Source organism: Proluteimonas luteida (assembly GCF_021191695.1).
GTDB classification, from domain to species: domain Bacteria; phylum Pseudomonadota; class Gammaproteobacteria; order Xanthomonadales; family Xanthomonadaceae; genus Luteimonas; species Luteimonas luteida.
Genome location: NZ_JAIWPT010000017.1, coordinates 63319 through 80863 on the forward strand (window position 1 = coordinate 63319; position 17545 = coordinate 80863).

General features: G+C 70.5%; 15 protein-coding genes. 13 read left to right on the forward strand and 2 right to left on the reverse strand.

Annotation, left to right across the window (positions count from 1 at the left end):
- Positions 1 to 44 precede the first annotated feature (44 nt).
- The 7 genes from queA to LDO26_RS14645 all read left to right on the forward strand — a co-directional run bounded on the left by queA (position 45) and on the right by LDO26_RS14645 (position 7275).
- Positions 45 to 1097, forward strand: a complete 1053-nt coding sequence (gene queA / locus LDO26_RS14615) for a tRNA preQ1(34) S-adenosylmethionine ribosyltransferase-isomerase QueA (RefSeq protein WP_232131844.1) — start codon at positions 45 to 47, stop codon at positions 1095 to 1097.
- A gap of 54 nt (positions 1098 to 1151) precedes the next feature.
- Positions 1152 to 2288 (forward strand): tRNA guanosine(34) transglycosylase Tgt, encoded by a 1137-nt coding sequence (gene tgt / locus LDO26_RS14620; RefSeq protein WP_232131831.1) that lies wholly within the window; start codon positions 1152 to 1154, stop codon positions 2286 to 2288.
- Between the two features lie 109 nt (positions 2289 to 2397).
- Positions 2398 to 2736, forward strand: coding sequence for a preprotein translocase subunit YajC (yajC, locus tag LDO26_RS14625; RefSeq protein WP_232131832.1), 339 nt, complete (start codon positions 2398 to 2400; stop codon positions 2734 to 2736).
- Positions 2737 to 2805: 69 nt separating this feature from the next.
- On the forward strand, positions 2806 to 4686 hold the full coding sequence (secD, locus tag LDO26_RS14630; protein WP_232131833.1) for a protein translocase subunit SecD: 1881 nt from the start codon (positions 2806 to 2808) through the stop codon (positions 4684 to 4686).
- A 12-nt stretch (positions 4687 to 4698) separates the two neighbouring features.
- Entirely contained in the window at positions 4699 to 5664 is a 966-nt protein-coding gene (secF, locus tag LDO26_RS14635) for a protein translocase subunit SecF (RefSeq protein ID WP_232131834.1), read from the forward strand.
- Positions 5665 to 5957: 293 nt separating this feature from the next.
- Positions 5958 to 6434 (forward strand): hypothetical protein, encoded by a 477-nt coding sequence (locus LDO26_RS14640; protein ID WP_232131835.1) that lies wholly within the window; start codon positions 5958 to 5960, stop codon positions 6432 to 6434.
- The gene (locus tag LDO26_RS14645) at positions 6385 to 7275 is read left to right on the forward strand and encodes a pseudouridine synthase (RefSeq protein WP_232131836.1); all 891 of its coding nucleotides are present in this window, start codon (positions 6385 to 6387) and stop codon (positions 7273 to 7275) included. Before LDO26_RS14640 ends, LDO26_RS14645 begins: the two co-directional genes overlap by 50 nt.
- Before the next feature lie 6 nt (positions 7276 to 7281).
- On the opposite strand, the gene kbl is transcribed toward LDO26_RS14645, so the two are convergent.
- Both kbl and tdh read right to left on the reverse strand, forming a co-directional pair.
- The gene (gene kbl / locus LDO26_RS14650; RefSeq protein ID WP_232131837.1) at positions 7282 to 8475 is read right to left on the reverse strand and encodes a glycine C-acetyltransferase; all 1194 of its coding nucleotides are present in this window, start codon (positions 8473 to 8475) and stop codon (positions 7282 to 7284) included.
- A gap of 64 nt (positions 8476 to 8539) precedes the next feature.
- Positions 8540 to 9574: an L-threonine 3-dehydrogenase gene (gene tdh, locus LDO26_RS14655; RefSeq protein ID WP_232131838.1), complete on the reverse strand. Its 1035-nt coding sequence runs from the start codon at positions 9572 to 9574 to the stop codon at positions 8540 to 8542.
- A gap of 231 nt (positions 9575 to 9805) precedes the next feature.
- On the opposite strand from tdh, the gene LDO26_RS14660 reads away from it, so the two are divergent.
- The 6 genes from LDO26_RS14660 to LDO26_RS14685 all read left to right on the forward strand — a co-directional run bounded on the left by LDO26_RS14660 (position 9806) and on the right by LDO26_RS14685 (position 17455).
- On the forward strand, positions 9806 to 11896 hold the full coding sequence (locus LDO26_RS14660) for a S46 family peptidase (protein ID WP_232131845.1): 2091 nt from the start codon (positions 9806 to 9808) through the stop codon (positions 11894 to 11896).
- 178 nt (positions 11897 to 12074) lie between these two features.
- Positions 12075 to 12719 (forward strand): histidine phosphatase family protein, encoded by a 645-nt coding sequence (locus LDO26_RS14665; RefSeq protein WP_232131839.1) that lies wholly within the window; start codon positions 12075 to 12077, stop codon positions 12717 to 12719.
- Entirely contained in the window at positions 12716 to 14044 is a 1329-nt protein-coding gene (gene folC, locus LDO26_RS14670) for a bifunctional tetrahydrofolate synthase/dihydrofolate synthase (RefSeq protein WP_232131840.1), read from the forward strand. Before LDO26_RS14665 ends, folC begins: the two co-directional genes overlap by 4 nt.
- A gap of 57 nt (positions 14045 to 14101) precedes the next feature.
- The gene (locus LDO26_RS14675) at positions 14102 to 15082 is read left to right on the forward strand and encodes an SPOR domain-containing protein (protein ID WP_232131841.1); all 981 of its coding nucleotides are present in this window, start codon (positions 14102 to 14104) and stop codon (positions 15080 to 15082) included.
- A gap of 70 nt (positions 15083 to 15152) precedes the next feature.
- Complete coding sequence (gene purF, locus LDO26_RS14680; RefSeq protein ID WP_232131842.1) at positions 15153 to 16619, forward strand: amidophosphoribosyltransferase; 1467 nt, start codon at positions 15153 to 15155, stop codon at positions 16617 to 16619.
- Positions 16616 to 17455, forward strand: a complete 840-nt coding sequence (locus LDO26_RS14685) for a ferritin-like domain-containing protein (RefSeq protein WP_232131843.1) — start codon at positions 16616 to 16618, stop codon at positions 17453 to 17455. The genes purF and LDO26_RS14685 overlap by 4 nt, the downstream gene beginning before the upstream one ends.
- Positions 17456 to 17545 lie beyond the last annotated feature (90 nt).

A 17545-nucleotide genomic window follows, 5' to 3' on the forward strand; every position in this document is an offset into this window, starting at 1 on the left:
GGCCGGCCTACAATGCGCGATTGCCCGTCCGTCCCGCCCCCGCGTTGAAGAAGTCCGATTTCCACTACGAACTGCCCGAGGCGCTGATTGCGCAGGCACCGCTGGCCGAGCGCTCGGCGAGCCGGCTGCTGGTCGTGCCGCCCGGCGATGGCGCCCTCGACGACCGCCATGTGCGCGACCTGCCCGACCTGCTGCAGCCCGGCGACCTGCTGGTGTTCAACGACACCCGGGTGATCCCGGCGCGGCTGTTCGGCCACAAGACCAGCGGCGGGCGCGTGGAGATCCTGATTGAGCGGCTGCTGCCGGGCAACGAGGCGCGCGCGCAGATCGGTGCGAGCAAGGCGCCGAAGTCCGGCGGGCGCATCGTGCTCGACGGCGGCGGCGAGGCCGAGGTGCTGTCGCGCGACGAGGGCTTCTACCACCTGCGCTTCGAGGTCGGCGACGCGCTGGAATCGTGGCTGCTGAAGGCCGGGCGCATGCCGCTGCCACCTTACATCCGACGCGAGCCCGGCCACGACGACGCCGAGCGCTACCAGACCGTGTTCGCGCGCGAGGTCGGCGCGGTTGCGGCGCCGACCGCCGGGCTGCATTTCGACGATGCGCTGCTGGCGGCGCTGCGCGCGCGCGGCGTGCAGTTCGGCCACGTCACCCTGCATGTGGGGGCCGGGACCTTCCTGCCGATGCGGGTCGACGACATCCGCGAGCACCGCATGCACAGCGAATGGCTGAACGTCGGCGCCGATCTCGTCGCCCGGATCCGACGCACGCGCGAGGCCGGCGGCCGCGTCGTCGCGGTCGGCACCACGGTCGTGCGCGCGCTGGAGAGCGCCAGCGTCGACGGCGAACTGCATCCCTTCGCCGGCGAAACCCGGATCTTCATCTTTCCCGGCTACCGCATCCGCAGCGTCGACGCGCTGGTCACCAATTTCCACCTGCCCGAATCGACGCTGCTGATGCTGGTCTCGGCCTTCGCCGGCAAGGACCGGGTATTCGCCGCCTACGATCACGCGGTGCGTGAGCGCTACCGGTTCTTCTCCTACGGCGACGCGATGTTGCTGTGGGGCGGGAATCCGGGATTCGGGAGCGGGGATCCGTAACGGCCGCCCCTGCTTCTCCCAATCCCGAATCCAATCCCCAATCCCGGCTTCTCCATGTCCCGACTCCAGTTCCAGCTCCTGACCAGCGACGGCGCCGCCCGCCGCGGCCGCCTGCGTTTTCCGCGCGGCACCATCGAAACCCCGGCGTTCATGCCGGTCGGCACCTACGGCACGGTCAAGGGCGTGCTGCCGGCGCAGCTGCGCGCGCTCGGCGCCGAGATCATCCTCGGCAACACCTTCCATCTGTACCTGCGGCCGGGGCTCGAGGTCATCGAGGCGCATGGCGGCCTGCACGGCTTCGCGCGCTGGGACGGGCCCATCCTCACCGATTCGGGGGGATTCCAGGTCTTCTCGCTGGCGCACAAGCGCAGGATCACCGAGGAAGGCGTCACGTTCGCGGCGCCGACCGATGGCGCGAAGGTGTTCCTGGGGCCCGAGGAGAGCATGCACATCCAGAAGGTGCTCGATTCGGACATCGTGATGATCTTCGACGAGTGCCCGCCGGTGCAGGTCGACGGCAGGCCGGTGGACAAGGGCGTGGTCGAGCGTTCGATGGACCTGTCGCTGCGCTGGGCCGGGCGCTCGAAGCGCGCGCACGAAGGCAACGACGCGGCACTGTTCGGGATCGTCCAGGGCGGCGTGCACCACGACCTGCGCACGCGCTCGGCCGAGGGGCTCAAGGCCATCGGCTTCGACGGCTACGCGATCGGCGGCCTGGCGGTCGGCGAGACCGAGGCCGAGCGCAACGCGATGCTCGAGCACACCTGCCCGCAGCTGCCGGAGGACCGCCCGCGCTACCTGATGGGGGTCGGCCGGCCCGAGGACCTGGTCGAGGCGGTCGCGCGCGGGGTCGACATGTTCGACTGCGTGATGCCGACCCGCAACGCCCGCAACGGGCATTTCTTCACGTCCACCGGGGTGATCCGGATCCGCAACGCGAAGTACGAGAAGGACCTGCGCCCGATCGAGGAAGGCTGCGGCTGCGAGGCCTGCAGCGGCGGCTTCACCCGCGCCTACCTGCGGCACCTGGACCGCTGTGGCGAGATGCTCGGGCCGATGCTGGGCACCCTGCACAACCTCTGGTACTACCAGACGCTGATGGCCGACATGCGCGCGGCGATCGCCGCGGGAACCTTTGCCGCCTTCCGCGAGTCCTTCCATGCGGCCCGGCAGGGCGCCGGCGCCTCCTGACGCCGGCGGCCGCGCCGGCCGGCTTCCCGCCTGAATACCGCCCCCGGCCGTGCCCCGCGCCGGGCCGTGGCATAATCGCCTGCTGTCTTTTCGACCGATGGATGCTCCGATGAACCTGCTCGACCTTGTGATCGCACCCGCCCACGCCGCCGCTGCCGCCCCCGCGGGCCCGAGCATGCTGTCGACGCTGGCCTTCCCGATCATCCTGATCGCGATCATGTACTTCCTGATGATCCGCCCGCAGATGAAGCGCACCAAGGAACACCGCGCGATGCTGGAGAAGCTCTCGGTCGGCGACGAGGTCATCACCAACGGCGGCATCGCCGGCGTCGTCCGCGCGATCGGCGACAGCTTCCTGACCATCGAGATCGCCGACCGCGTGGAAATCCGCGTGCAGAAGGGCGCCGTCGGCAACGTGCTGCCCAAGGGCACCCTGAAATCGGCCTGATCGCCGCTCCCCTGATCCTTTCCGTCATCTCTCCAGGCGCCGGCACACCGCCGCGCCCGAGGCAAGGCAATGCTTGAATTTCCGCGCTGGAAGTACGTCCTGATCCTGCTGGTGCTGGTGCTGGCCGCGCTGTACGCGCTGCCCAACATCTACCAGAAGAACCCCTCGGTGCAGATCACCGCCAACACCGGCGAGGCGCGCATCGACGCCGCGCTCCAGCAGCGGGTCGACGGCCTGCTGGGCGAGGCGGGGGTGACGCCGGTCGGCGTCGAGATCGACGACAACCACCTGCTGGTGCGCCTGCACGATGCCGATGCCCAGACCCGTGCCGCCGACACCCTGCGCCCCGTGCTGGGTGAGGACTATTCGGTCGCCTTGAACCTGGCCTCGACCGTGCCCGAGTGGCTGTCGAACCTGGGCGCCAGGCCGATGTCGCTGGGCCTGGACCTGCAGGGCGGCGTGCACTTCGTCATGCAGGTCGACCAGCAGGCGGCGCTGCAGAAGCGCGTCGACGGCTACGCCGACGGCATCCGCACCACGCTGCGCGACAACCGCATCGGCTATTCCAGCGTCGAGCGCCGCGCCGACAACAGCATCGGCGTGGTGTTGACCGAAGGCGCGGACGTCGCCAGGGCCCGCGGCCTGATCGCGACCGCGGTCGCCGGTACCGGCGGGCAGGGCATGGGCGGTGGCCCGCAGGTCGCGGTCGACGGCAACCGCATCAGCGTGCGCCTGTCGCCGTCGGAGATCGCCGGCATCGCCAGCGACGCGGTCGAGCAGAACCGCACCGTGATCGCCAACCGCATCAACGCGATCGGCGTCTCCGAGCCGGTGCTGCAGCGCCAGGGCGAGGACCGCCTGGTGATCCAGCTGCCGGGCCTGCAGGACACCGCCGAGGCCAAGCGCCTGATCGGCGCGACCGCGACGCTCGAATTCCGCGCCGTCACCGGCGACGAGAACCAGGCCGCGGCGGCCGTGGCGACCGGCAACATCCCGCCCGATTCGCGCGTCTACTACAACGACGCCGGCCAGCCCCTGCTGCTGTCGCGCCGCGTGCTGGTGTCGGGCGACCAGCTGATCAACGCAAATCCGCAGACCGATTCGCAGACCGGCCTGCCGTCGGTCAGCATCACCCTCAACAGCGCCGGCGGCAAGCGCATGCTCGACCACACGCTGGAGAACGTCGGCCAGCGTCTGGGCATCGTCTACGTCGAGCGCATCCCGACGGTGCGCGTGGTCAACGGCGAGGAAGTGCGTTCCTCGCGCACGGTCGAGCGCGTCATCAGCTCGTCGACGATCCGCGGCGTGTTCGGCCGCGAGTTCCAGACCACCGGCCTGAGCGCCGAGGAAGCCGCCGACCTGGCCAAGCAGCTCAAGGCCGGCGCGCTGGCCGCGCCGATGGATTTCGTCGAGGAGCGCGTGGTCGGCCCGAGCCTGGGCGCGGAGAACGTCGAGCGCGGTGTCACCGCGGTGCTGTACGCGTTCCTCTTCACCCTGTTGTTCTTCATGCTGTACTACCGCATGTTCGGCATCGTCACCTGCCTGGCGCTGGTGCTGAACCTGCTGATCGTGGTCGCGGTGATGTCGCTGTTCGGCGCGACCATGTCGCTGCCCGGCTTCGCCGGCCTGGCGCTGTCGATCGGCCTGTCGGTCGACGCCAACGTGCTGATCAACGAACGCATACGCGAGGAACTGCGCGCGGGCATGCCGCCGAAGGCGGCGATCGTGACCGGCTACGAGAAGGCCTCCGACACCATCCTCGACTCCAACCTCACCGGCGTCATCGCGGGCATCGCGCTGTACGCGTTCGGCACCGGTCCGCTGCAGGGCTTCGCGGTCACCCTGGTGATCGGCATCGTCGCGTCGATGTTCACCGCCATCGTGGTGTCGCGCGCGCTGGTGACGCTGATCTATGCGCCGCGCAAGAAGCTCAAGAGCCTGGCGATCTGACGGACCCAATCAATGAAAATCTTCCCGCTGACGCTGATCCCCAGCAATACCAACTTCGACTTCATGCGCATGCGCCATGTCGCGGTGGCCATCGCGGTGCTCGCGCTGGCCGGCGCGCTGGCGGTCATGGGCTTCAAGGGCTTCAACTTCGCCCTCGACTTCACCGGCGGCACCGCGGTCAACGTGCGCTTCGAGCAGCCGGTCAGCGTCGACGACGTCCGCGAGCGGCTGGACACCGCCGGCATCGAGAACGCCCAGGTGCAGACCTTCGGCAGCGGCAACGACCTGCTGATCCGGGTGCGCGGCGGCGAGGAGGCCACCAGCGTCGACGGCAACGCCCAGCTGGCGCAGGAGGTGCTGGCGGCGGCGTCGACGCCCGACAATCCCGGCCAGATCCTCAGCACCGAGGCGATCGGCTCGCAGGTGTCCGGCGACCTGCGCAAGAACGCCATCTATGCGGCGATCTTCGTGATCGTCGGCTTCCTGCTGTACATCGGCTTCCGCTTCGAGCTGAAGTTCGCGATCGTCGCCAGCCTGACCACGCTGTTCGACGTGCTGATCGTCGCCGGCCTGTTCGCGCTGACCGGGCGCGAGTTCGACCTGACCGTGCTCGCCGGCCTGCTGTCGGTGATGGGCTTCTCGATCAACGACACCATCGTGGTGTTCGACCGCGTGCGCGAGAACTTCCGCAGCATGCGCGCCGATCCGCTGGAGGTGTTCAACCGTTCGATCAACCAGACCCTGTCGCGCACGATCATCACCTCGCTGGTGTTCTTCCTGTCGGTGCTGGCGCTGTTCCTCTACGGCGGCGGTTCGCTGGAAGGCCTGGCACTGACCCAGATGCTGGGCGCGGTGGTCGGCACCCTGTCGTCGATCTTCATTGCCTGTCCGCTGCTGACCTATGGCTTCCTGCGGGTCACCAAGCAGGACCTGCTGCCGAAGGCAAGGGACGAGGCCGCGCTGGCGCGTCGTCCCTGACGGAAAAACCGCGCATCGCGCGGTTCTTTTGTGGCCTGCCATTCATGGCGGGCCACCCTTCGGACCATCGCTGACGCGATGTCAAAAAACCGTTCCAGACGTTTTTTTGTTCTTCGCCGACTCCCGGGGAGTCTTGATCGTAGGTCGGGGCAACGCCCCCGAGGCCGGAACTGGCAAGGTCAGGCGCAAGGCCGGGCCGATCCGCGCGCCATGCCGGAAAAAAGCTTGTGGTGCCGGGATGCGGTGCATACACTCGTGCGCACCTGGAAACGCGGAACGCACGCATGCGCATGATGGCGACACTGTTGACCCTGCTGGCCCTGCCGGTTGCCGGACACGCCGCGGATTGCGCCAGTCTCGGTGCGCGCACGGCCGCCCCGCTGCAGCCGACCGTGCTGGCCCCGCTGTCTCCCGAGCTTTCCGCGCCGAGCTATCGCCTCGGCACCACGGCGGTGCTGTCGCGTGCCTACGACGAGGCGCAGTCGGTCGACCAGGTGCTGCTGCGCCTGGAGATCGAGAAGTGCCAGAACGTCGCCATCGCGATGCCTGCGCCGGGTGCGATCAGTCCCGACGACCCGGCCGCCTACGTCAAGCAGACCGAGTTCGACAACACGCCGTACCGGTTCAACATGACCCAGGGCGGCAAGCGCATGACCGCCGACGATTTCGACGCGTGGCTGCAGGCCAACGGCTACAGCGTCGGCCGTCGCGTCGATCCGAATGCGCCGGCGCCCGAGGCCGCGGTTCCGGACGCGCCGCCGACCGAGTGATCGGCACGCGATCCCGGCAGTCCCCGATGTCGACGGCCCGCATGCGCGGGCCGTTTCCATGTCGGGCGGCGCATACGTGAGCCCGGTGCATCGCCAGCCCCGCTACGGCATTGCGCGCGTGTTGTCCAAGCGCGGGCTGTGCTCGCGCAGCGAGGCCGAGCGCTGGGTGCGCGAGGGGCGGGTACGGATCGCCGGCACGCGGATCGACGATCCCGAGCATCCGGTCGCGCTCGACGAGCCGCGCATCCGCATCGAAGGACAGGTGGCGACCGGTGCCGCGCATCGCTATCTCATGCTCAACAAGCCGCGCGGCCTGGTGACTTCGGTCCGCGACGAGCAGGGGCGCGACACCGTCTACCGCTGCCTGGACGCGGCCGACGTCGGCTGGGTCGCGCCGGTCGGGCGCCTGGACAAGGCCAGCGAAGGCTTGCTGCTGTTCACCAGCGATCCGGCCTGGGCGGCGCGTATCGCCGATCCCGCGCAGGGGCCGACCAAGACCTATCACGTGCAGGTGGACACGGTGCCGGGCGACACGCTGCTCGCCGCCCTGCACGGCGGCGTCGACGACGCCGGCGACTGGCTGCAGGTGGCCTCGGCGCGCGTGCTGCGCAGCGGCGGACGCAACGCGTGGCTGGAGATCGTGCTCGACGAAGGGCGCAACCGGCAGATCCGGCGGCTGCTGGGCGCATTCGATGTCGGCGTGCTGCGGCTGGTCCGGGTCGCGATCGGCCGCCTCGCGCTGGGCGAGTTGCCGAAGGGCGCGTGGCGGGAGCTGTCGGCCGCCGAGGTCGCCCGGCTCGCGCCGCCGTCGACGACGACGGGCCCGGCGTCCGGCAGCTGACGGGCTTTACCCGGCCAGCACGCCCAGTTCGCGGCCGATGCGGGTGAATGCGTCGATCGCGCGGTCCAGGTGCGCGCGCGTATGCGCGGCGCTGATCTGGGTGCGGATGCGCGCCTGGTCCTTCGGCACCACCGGGAAGAAGAAGCCGATCGCGTAGATGCCTTCCTCGAGCAGGCGCTCGGCGAAGCGCTGGGCGAGCTTGGCGTCGTAGAGCATGACCGGGCTGATCGGATGCACGCCCGGGCGCAGGTCGAAACCGGCGGCGGTCATCTTCTCGCGGAAGTAGCGGGTGTTGCCGGCCAGGCGCTCGCGCAGCTCGCCGGCGGCATCGAGCATCTCGAATGCCTTGATGCCCGCGGCGACCACGTGCGGCGGCAGCGAGTTGGAGAACAGGTAGGGGCGCGAGCGCTGGCGCAGCAGTTCGACGACCTCGGCCCTGGCGGTGGTGAACCCGCCCAGCGCGCCGCCCATCGCCTTGCCGAGCGTGCCGGTGATGATGTCGATGCGGTCGAGCACGCCCTTGACCTCGGCCGAGCCGCGGCCGGTCGCGCCGAGGAAGCCGGTCGCGTGGCATTCGTCGATGTGGACCAGCGCGCCGTACTTCGCCGCCAGCGCGGTGATCTCGTCGAGCGGGGCGATGAAGCCGTCCATCGAGAACACGCCGTCGGTGGTGATCAGGATCGTGCCGGCGCCGTCCGCGCGCGCCTGCTGCAGCTGCTTCTCCAGGTCGGCCATGTCGCAGTTGGCGTAGCGGTAGCGCCTGGCCTTGCACAGGCGCACGCCGTCGATGATCGAGGCGTGGTTGAGCGCATCGGAGATGATCGCGTCGTCCTCGCCCAGCAGCGGCTCGAACAGGCCGCCGTTGGCGTCGAAGCAGGCGGCGTAGAGGATCGTGTCCTGCTTGCCGAAGAAGTCCGCGATGGTCTTCTCCAGCTGCTTGTGCAGGTCCTGGGTGCCGCAGATGAAGCGCACCGAGGCCATGCCGAAACCGTGCGTGTCGAGCGCATCCTTGGCCGCGGCGATGATGTCCGGATGGTCGGCCAGGCCGAGGTAGTTGTTGGCGCAGAAGTTCAGCACCGTGCGCCCGTCGGCCAGGGTGATCTCGGCCGACTGCGGGCCGGTGATGATGCGCTCGGACTTGAACAGCCCGGCGTCGCGGATCTCGTCGAGGGTGTCGGCGTAGCGGTCGGTCAGGGACATGTCGATTCCGTAGGGCGGGTCCGGACCCGCCGGATGCGAGAAAATGCGCGAAAGCGCGTCTGCGTCAGTTCCAGCTCAGTACCACCTTGCCCGACTTGCCCGATTCCATCAGGTCGAAACCCTTCTGGAAATCGTCGACTGGCAGCTGGTGGCTGAGCACCTTGCCGAGCGGGAAGCCCGACAGCACGAGCTGGGTCATCTTGTACCAGGTCTCGTACATCTTCCGGCCGTAGATGCCCTGCACGGTGAGGCCCTTGAAGATGATCCGGTCCCAGTCGATGCCGGCGCCCTTGGGCAGGATGCCGAGCAGGGCGACCTTGCCGCCGTGGTACATGCAGTCGAGCATGTCGTTGAACGCGCGCGGGTTGCCGCTCATCTCCAGGCCCACGTCGAAGCCTTCCATGTGCAGGTCGGCCATGACCTCCTTGAGCGAGGTGTTCGACACGTTGACCACGCGCGTGGCGCCCATGTCGGCGGCCAGCTTGAGGCGGTAGTCGTTGACGTCGGTGACCACGACGTTGCGCGCGCCGATGTGCTTGCAGATGCCCGCGGCCATCACACCGATCGGGCCGGCGCCGGTGATCAGCACGTCCTCGCCGACGACGTCGAACTCCAGCGCGCAGTGCGCGGCGTTGCCGTAGGGGTCGAAGAACGCGGCCAGTTCGGAGGGGATCTGGTCCGGGATCGGCCACAGGTTGCTGGCCGGCATGACGATGTACTCGGCGAACGCGCCGTCGCGGTTGACGCCGATGCCGACCGTGTTCGGGCACAGGTGCGGCTTGCCGGCGCGGCAGTTGCGGCAGTGCCCGCAGACCAGGTGGCCTTCGGCCGAGACGCGCTGGCCGACGCTGTAGCCGGTCACCGCCGAGCCCAGCTCGACGATGCGGCCGACGAACTCGTGGCCGATGACCAGGCCTGGCTTGATCGTGCGCTGGCTCCACTCGTCCCACAGGTAGATGTGCAGGTCGGTGCCGCAGATCGCGGTCTTCTCCAGCTTGATCAGCACGTCGTTGGGCCCCGGCGCCGGGATCGGCACCTGCTCCATCCAGATGCCCTTGGCCGCTTCGCGCTTGACCAGCGCCTTCATCGTGGAAGCCATCGTGTCTCCGCCCACCGGGGCGCTGGAAGTGAAGCCGGCAATTATACGCGCGGCGTCTGCGGCGCCCGTGCTGCACCTGCACCACTGGCGCTGGTTTGGCCGCGTTCCGGTGCAGTGGCTAGACTTGACGGTTTCCGTGCCGAAGGATCCCCGATGCGCCATCCGCTTCCTGCCGCGACGCTGCTCGCCGTCGCCTTGGCCTGCAGTCACCAGTCCAGCGCCGGCGAGGGGATGTGGATGCCGCAGCAGTTGCCGGAGATCGCCCCGGCATTGAAGTCGGCGGGACTGAAGCTGGATCCGGCGCGTCTGGCGGACCTGTCGGGCGACCCGCTCGGCGCGGTGGTGTCGCTGGGCGGCTGCACCGCGAGCTTCGTCTCGCCGCAGGGGCTGGTGATCACCAACCATCACTGCGCCTATGGCGCCATCCAGCTCAATTCCACGCCCGAGAACAACCTGATGCGCGACGGCTTCAACGCCGCCGCGACCGGCGACGAGATCTCCGCCGGCCCCAATGCGCGCATCTACGCGCTCGACAGCATCCAGGACGTGACCGCCGAGGTGCAGGCCGCGATCGCCGCCGCGCCGGATGCGCTGGGCCGCACGGCGGCGCTCGACGGCATCGAGAAATCGCTGGTCGCGCGCTGCGAGGCCGAGCCGGGCTACCGCTGCCGGCTCTACAGCTTCTTCGGCGGCAACGACTACCGGCTGTTCCGCAACCTGGAGATCCGCGACGTGCGGCTGGTCTATGCGCCGGCCGGCGGCATCGGCAGCTTCGGCGGCGATGTCGACAACTGGATGTGGCCGCGGCATACCGGCGATTTCGCGTTCTACCGTGCCTACGTCGGCAAGGACGGAAGGCCGGCCGAGTACGCCGAGGACAACGTGCCCTATACGCCGCGGCGTTTCCTGCGGCTGGCCGACAAGCCGCTGCGCGAGGGGGATTTCGTCATGGTGGCCGGTTATCCGGGGCGGACCAGCCGTTACGCGTCCGCCGACGAGTTCGCCGAGACCATCGAGTGGCGCTATCCGCAGATCGGCCGCCACTACCGTGCGCTGATCGATCTGGTGGAAGCGCAGGGCACGACCGATCCCGAGATCGAGGTGCGCTACGCCAGTGCGGTGCGCGGCTGGCAGAACACGCTGAAGAACTACGAAGGCCAGTTGCAGGGCTTCGAACGCATCGGCGCGCTGGCCCACAAGCAGGCCGAGGAGGCGGCGGTGCTGGACTGGCTGCGCGCCCGCGGCGCGGACGGCGAAGCGGCGCTCGACGCCCATGCCCGGGTCGGCGCGCTCGACGCCGAGGCGCGCAGCACCCGCGACCGCGACCTGGTCATGGGCCTGCTCGACAACAGCGGCCTGCTGTCGACGGCGGTGCGGCTGTACCGGCTGGCGCTGGAGAAGGAAAAGCCCGACGCGATGCGCGAGCAGGGCTTCCAGATCCGAGACCTGCCGGTGATCGAGGGCGGGCTGCGGCAGATGGACCGGCGCTACGTGCCGGCGATGGACCGCCTGCTGACCCGCTACGCGCTGCTGCAGTACGTCGCCCTGCCGGCCGACCAGCGCATCGCCGCGCTCGACAAGTGGCTCGGCGGCAACGACGAGGCCGCCGTCGACCGCGCGCTCGACCGTCTGCAGCGCAGCGAACTGGCCGGCAGCGATGCCCGCCTGAAGTGGTTCGCCGCCGACCGCACCGCATTCGATCGCAGCCGCGACCCGGCGATCCAGTACGCGGTGGCGATGACCCCGAGCCTGCTGGAGATCGAACTGGCCGGCAAGGCCCGCGCCGGCGACATGCTGGCGCTGCGGCCGGTGGTCCTGCAGGCCGTCGCCGACTACCGGCGCAGTCGCGGCGAGGCGGTGTATCCCGACGCCAACTCGTCGCTGCGCATCACCTTCGGCAAGGTCACGCCCTACACCAGCCTGGACGGGGACAGGCAGCCGGCATTCACCCGCCTGGAGGAGATCCCGGCCAAGGCGACCGGCGTCGAACCGTTCGACGCGCCGAAGGCCGAGCTCGATGCGATCGCCGCCGGGCGCAATGGCGGCCTGGCCGACCGGCGCCTGCGCAGCGTGCCGGTGAACTTCCTGTCCGACCTCGACGTGACCGGCGGCAACTCCGGCTCGCCGGTACTCGATGCCGACGGCCGCCTGACCGGCCTGCTGTTCGACATGACCTGGGAGGCCGTGGTGTCGAACTGGGTGTTCGACCCGGCGATGACCCGGACGATCTCGGTCGACCAGCGCTACATCCGCTGGGTCATGCAGGAGGTCGAGCCGGCGCCGCGGCTGCTGCAGGAAATGGGGGTTGCGCCGCGCAACTGAGTGGCGGGACGCGGCTGCGCGTCCTGCCGGTCCTTGCCGCAAGGCGCCGGGCGCTGCCTTTGTCGTCCCTTGCGGCGTTCGGGACGACGGGCCGTTTCTTCGCATCTCCGGTCCTGCCCGGCCATCGGCCGGCACCGCTTGGCTTAGACTGTCGCGCCCCCGCTACGGAACCCGCGCGATGAGAGTCCTGCTTGCCCGCCACGGCGAAACCCCGTGGAACGCCGAAGGCCGCTACCAGGGGCAGGAGGACATTCCGCTGTCGCCGGTCGGCGAGCGCCAGGCGGCATTGCTCGGCGCGCGGCTGGCCGACGTGCGCATCGACCGCGCGGTGAGCTCGCCGCTGTCGCGCGCCAACCGCACCGCGCGCCTGGCGCTGGGGCCGGCGCGCGAGTCGCTGCTGACCACCGACGCGGGTCTGGCCGAGATCGCCCACGGCACCTGGGAAGGCCTGCTGGCCGCCGAGATCGGCGCGCGCGATCCCGAGCGCCTGGCCGCGTGGCGCGATGCGCCCGACAGCGTGCAGATGCCCGGCGGCGAGTCGCTGCAGCAGGTGTTCGACCGTGCCTGGCCTGCCTTCACCGCCGCGGTCGACGGGCTCGGCCCCGACGACACCGCGCTGGTCGTCGCCCACGATGCGGTCAACCGGGTGATCCTGTGCCGGCTGCTCGGCATTCCCTTCTCGAAGCTGTGGACCTTCCGCCAGGCGCCGACCACGCTGAACCTGCTCGAAGGCCTGACGGCGGACCGGCTCGAGGTGGTGCGGCTCAACGACTGCGCGCACCACACCCCGTTCTTCGGCGAGGCGGTGCACCGCGCGCTATGAGTGCGCAGCGCTCGCTGGCCGACTGGCTGGCCGTCATCGAGGCGCGGCATCCGGCCGGGATCGAACTCGGCCTCGACCGCGTCGGTGCGGTGCATGCGCGCATGGATTGCGGACGTCCCGCGGCGCAGGTGGTCACCGTCGCCGGTACCAACGGCAAGGGCTCGACGGTCGCGTTCATCGAGGCGATCGCGCGCGCGGCCGGCTGGCGGGTCGGCACCTACACCTCGCCGCACCTGCTGGCCTACAACGAGCGCGTGCGCATCGATGGCCACGATGCCGACGACGCAGCGCTGGTCGAGGCCTTCGAGGCGGTCGAGGCCGCGCGCGGCGACACCCCGCTGACCTATTTCGAGACCGGTACGCTGGCGGCGCTGTGGCTGTTCGCGCGCGCCGGGCGTGCGTCTGCAGGGCTTGATCTTGCGGTACTGGAGGTCGGGCTCGGCGGCCGGCTCGACGCGGTCAACATCGTCGATCCGGACGTCGCGGTGATCACCACCGTGGATCTCGACCACCAGGACTGGCTGGGCGCGGACCGCGAGGCGATCGGCCTGGAGAAGGCCGGCATCGCGCGGCCGTGGAAGCCTCTGGTGCTCGGCGACGACGATCCGCCGGCCAGCGTGCTGCGGCACGCGTATGCGATCGGCGCGGTCGCGATCCGCGGCGGCAGCGATTTCCTGTTCGCGCCGGTCGATGCCGGCCACTGGTCGTGGCGCGAGGTCGGCTACGGGATCGAGCTGCCGATGCCCGCGCTGGCCGCGCCGGTGCAGTTGCGCAACGCCGCGGTCGCGGTCGCGGCGATGCGCGCGCTGCCGCGCGAGGTGCCCGACGCCGCGCTGGTCGCCGGTATCGGCACTGCGGCGCTGGCCGCGCGGCTGCAGCGGTTCGAGCGCGATGGCGTCGAGATCCTGGTCGATGTCGCGCACAACCCGCAGGCCGCACGCGCGCTGGCCGACTGGCTGGTCGCCAGGCCGGCCGCGGGGCGCGTGTTCGCGGTCTATGCCGCGCTCGGCGACAAGGACGTGGCCGGCGTGGTCGAGGCGCTGGCGCCGCATGTCGCGCGCTGGTGGCTGGCCGGGCTGGACGGGGCCGGCGCGCGCGGGCAGGACGCCGCAGGCCTGCAGGCACGGCTGGCGGCTGTCGCGGCCACCGCCGCGCTCGCCGGATCGGCTGCGCGGCATGCCGATGTCGCCGGCGCGCTGGACGCGGCGCGCGGCGCGGCGCAGGCCGGCGACCGCATCCTGGTGTTCGGCTCGTTCCACACCGCGGCGGCCGCATTGGCCGTTCTCCAGGGCGAGGCCGAACGTCGGGACGACGCCGGGCGTTAAGAAGTGCGGCCGCCCGCAGGCGTATAATTCGCCCGGATTCCCGTCGCCCGGACCTCCATGACCCCCGGATTGAAACAGCGCCTGATCGGCGCGGCCGTGCTGATCGCGATCGCGGTGATCTTCCTGCCGATGCTGGTCAAGGGACCGGCGCCCGAGAGCGGCCTGCCGGACATGCCGCTGCGCGTGCCGGATGCGCCCGCCGGCCAGTACCGCACCGTCGACCTGCCGCTGGTCGCGCCCGCGCCGGCACCGGAAGCCGGCGTGCTCGGCCGCGATGCGCCCGCGCCCGTGGCCACGCAGCCCGACAGCGATGCGCTGCCGACCGTCGATGCCGGCGCCTCTGCGGCGCCGCTGCCGCCGACCACCGCCGGTGGCGACTACGCCGTGCACTACGCCGCGTTTGCCAGCGACGCCGACGCCAAGGCGATCCTGCGCCAGCTCGGGGGCGCGGGCCTGACCGGCTACAGCGAACCCTTCACCCTCAACGGCAAGCCCGCATTCCGCGTGCGCCTGGGGCCGTACGCCAGCCGCGCCGAAGCGGAAACCGTGCGCGTGCGCGCCGCCGGCGTGCGCAGCGACGTCAGCCCGCGCGTGGTCGCGCTCGATGCCGGTACGGATGCGGCGCCGGCACGTCCGGCGACGCCAGCGGCGACAGCGGCACAAACGCCGACACCGACGCCGACGCCCGCGCGGCAGCCCCCCGCGCAGCAGCCTCCCGCACCCGCGCCGGCCACGCCCGCGCAACCGCCGGCGACACCTGCCGCACCCGCGCCCCAGCCGGCCACGCCGGCGGCGACCGCCGATGTCGGTTTCATCGTCCAGGTCGGCGCGTTCGCCAGCGCCGCCGACGCGACCGCGCTGCGCGACCGCCTGCGCGGCGCCGGCATCACCGCGTTCACCGACAGCGTGCAGACCGACAAGGGCCGCCTGACCCGGGTCAAGGCCGGCCCCGTCGCCAGCCGTGCCGAGGCCGAGCAGCTGAAGTCGCGGGTCAACGCCGCGGTCGGCATCGACGGTCTCGTGCGCGCGCATCCCTAAGGAGCGGCATCCGCCGTCCCCTCGTCATCGGCGCGCCCGTGTGCGCGCCAAGCAGAACTGGATATCGAACATGTGCGGCATCGTCGGGATCGTCGGAACCTCTGAAGTCGCGGCCGCGCTGTACGACGGCCTGACGGTGCTGCAGCACCGGGGACAGGACGCGGCGGGCATCGCCACCGCCAACGGCACGGTGATGCGCGTGCACAAGGGCAACGGCCTGGTGCGCGACGTGTTCGACGCCAAGGCGATGGCGCTGCTGCAGGGGCGGGTCGGCATCGGCCACTGCCGCTACCCGACCGCCGGCAGCGAGGGCCACGACGAGGCGCAGCCCTTCTACGTCAATTCGCCGTTCGGCATCGCGCTCGCGCACAACGGCAACCTGGTCAACACCGACCAGCTGCGCCAGCAGGTGTTCGAGACCGACCGCCGCAACGTCAACACCGAGTCCGACTCCGAAGTGCTGCTCAACGTGTTCGCGCACGAGCTCGACCGCGAGAAGGCGCTGACGCCGGAAGCGGCGTTCCGCGCGGTCGAGGGCGTGAACCGCCGCGCCAAGGGCGGCTACGCCGTCGTCGCGATGGTGCTGGGCCTGGGCCTGGTCGCGTTCCGCGATCCGCACGGTATCCGCCCGCTGGTGCTGGGCCGCCGCCAGACCGATGCCGGCACCGAGTACGCGGTGGCGTCGGAGTCGGTGGCGCTTGACATCCTCGGCTTCGAACGCCTGCGCGACGTCGAGCCCGGCGAGGGCATCGTCGTCACCGCGCGCGGCGAACTGCACCACCGCGAGTGCGCGCCGCGGCAGCCGCATGCGCCGTGCATCTTCGAGTACGTGTACTTCGCCCGGCCCGACTCGATGATCGAGAACATCTCGGTGCACAAGGCGCGCATGCGCATGGGCGTGACCCTGGGCGAGAAGATCCTGCGCCTGCGGCCCGACCACGACATCGACACGGTCATCCCGATCCCCGACACCTCGCGCGATTCCGCGCTGGAGATCGCCAACACGCTCGGGGTGAAGTACCGAGAGGGCTTCATCAAGAACCGCTACGTCGGCCGCACCTTCATCATGCCGGGGCAGGGCGAGCGCGCGAAATCGGTCAAGCGCAAGCTCAACCCGATCCCGCTGGAGTTCCGAAACCGCGTGGTGCTGCTGGTCGACGACTCGATCGTGCGCGGCACCACGTCCAAGCAGATCGTGCAGATGGCGCGCGACGCCGGCGCGCGCAAGGTCTACCTGGCCTCGGCCGCGCCGCCGGTGCGCTATCCCAACATCTACGGCATCGACATGCCGTCGGCCGACGAGCTGGTCGCGCACAACCGCAGCGAGGACGAGATCGAGGCCTTCCTCGGCTGCGACTGGCTGATCTACCAGGACCTTGCCGACCTGGAGTCGGCGGTGGCCAGTCCCAAGCATCCGGACATGCGCTTCGACACCTCGTGCTTCAGCGGCGAGTACGTGACCGGCATCGAGCCGGGCTACTTCGAGCGGCTGCAGCAGCTGCGTTCCGACGAGGCGAAGAAGAAGCGCCGCGCGTGAGCGGGGCGCCGGCCGCCGTGGCCGCCGACGCGGCCGACCTGTTCGCCGCCGCGCGGCACTGCCTCGATGCCTGCGATCCCGGCGCCAAGGTCGCGCTGACCCATGCCTATGCGCGGCGTTTCCGCGCCGGTGGGCTGCCGGTGCCGGAGAACGCAGCACCGCCGGATCCGATCCGCATGCCCGGCCGCCCGCCGCGGCCGCGGCTGGTGCATCCGCGCGAACTGCCGCGGCGCGGGTTCGGCAGCATCGAGGGGCGTGCGGCGTTCGTCCATGCGATCGCGCACATCGAGCTCAACGCGATCGACCTGGGCTGGGACGCGGTCTACCGCTTCCGTGGCCTGCCGGCTGGGTTCTACGCCGACTGGGTCTCGGTGGCCGACGACGAGGCCCGGCATTTCACGCTGCTGCAGGGCCGGCTGCGTGCGCTGGACCACGACTACGGCGATTTCGACGCCCACAACGGCCTGTGGGAGATGTGCGAGAAGACCGCCCACGACGGCCTCGCGCGGATGGCGCTGGTGCCGCGCGTGCTCGAGGCGCGCGGGCTGGACGTGACGCCGGGCATGATCGTCAGGCTGCGCGCGCTCGGCGATGACGAGACAGTGGCCATCCTCGAGGTGATCCTGCGCGAGGAGGTCGCGCACGTCGCCGCCGGCAGCCGCTGGTTCCGCTGGTATTGCGAGCGCGCCGGCATCGATCCCGAGCCGAAGTTCCGCGAACTGCTGGCCGACTACGCCCGCGCCGTGCTGCACGGCCCGTTCAACCTCGACGCGCGCGCCGCGGCGGGATTCAGCGCCGAGGAACTGGCCGCGCTGCAGGCCGTCGCCGACGCGTAGGGCCGGTTCCGGGCTGCCGTTTCATCCGCTGCGAGGGGGAGGCGGGTCGAGACCCGCCCTACGAGGCATGTCGCGGCGTAGGGCGGGTCT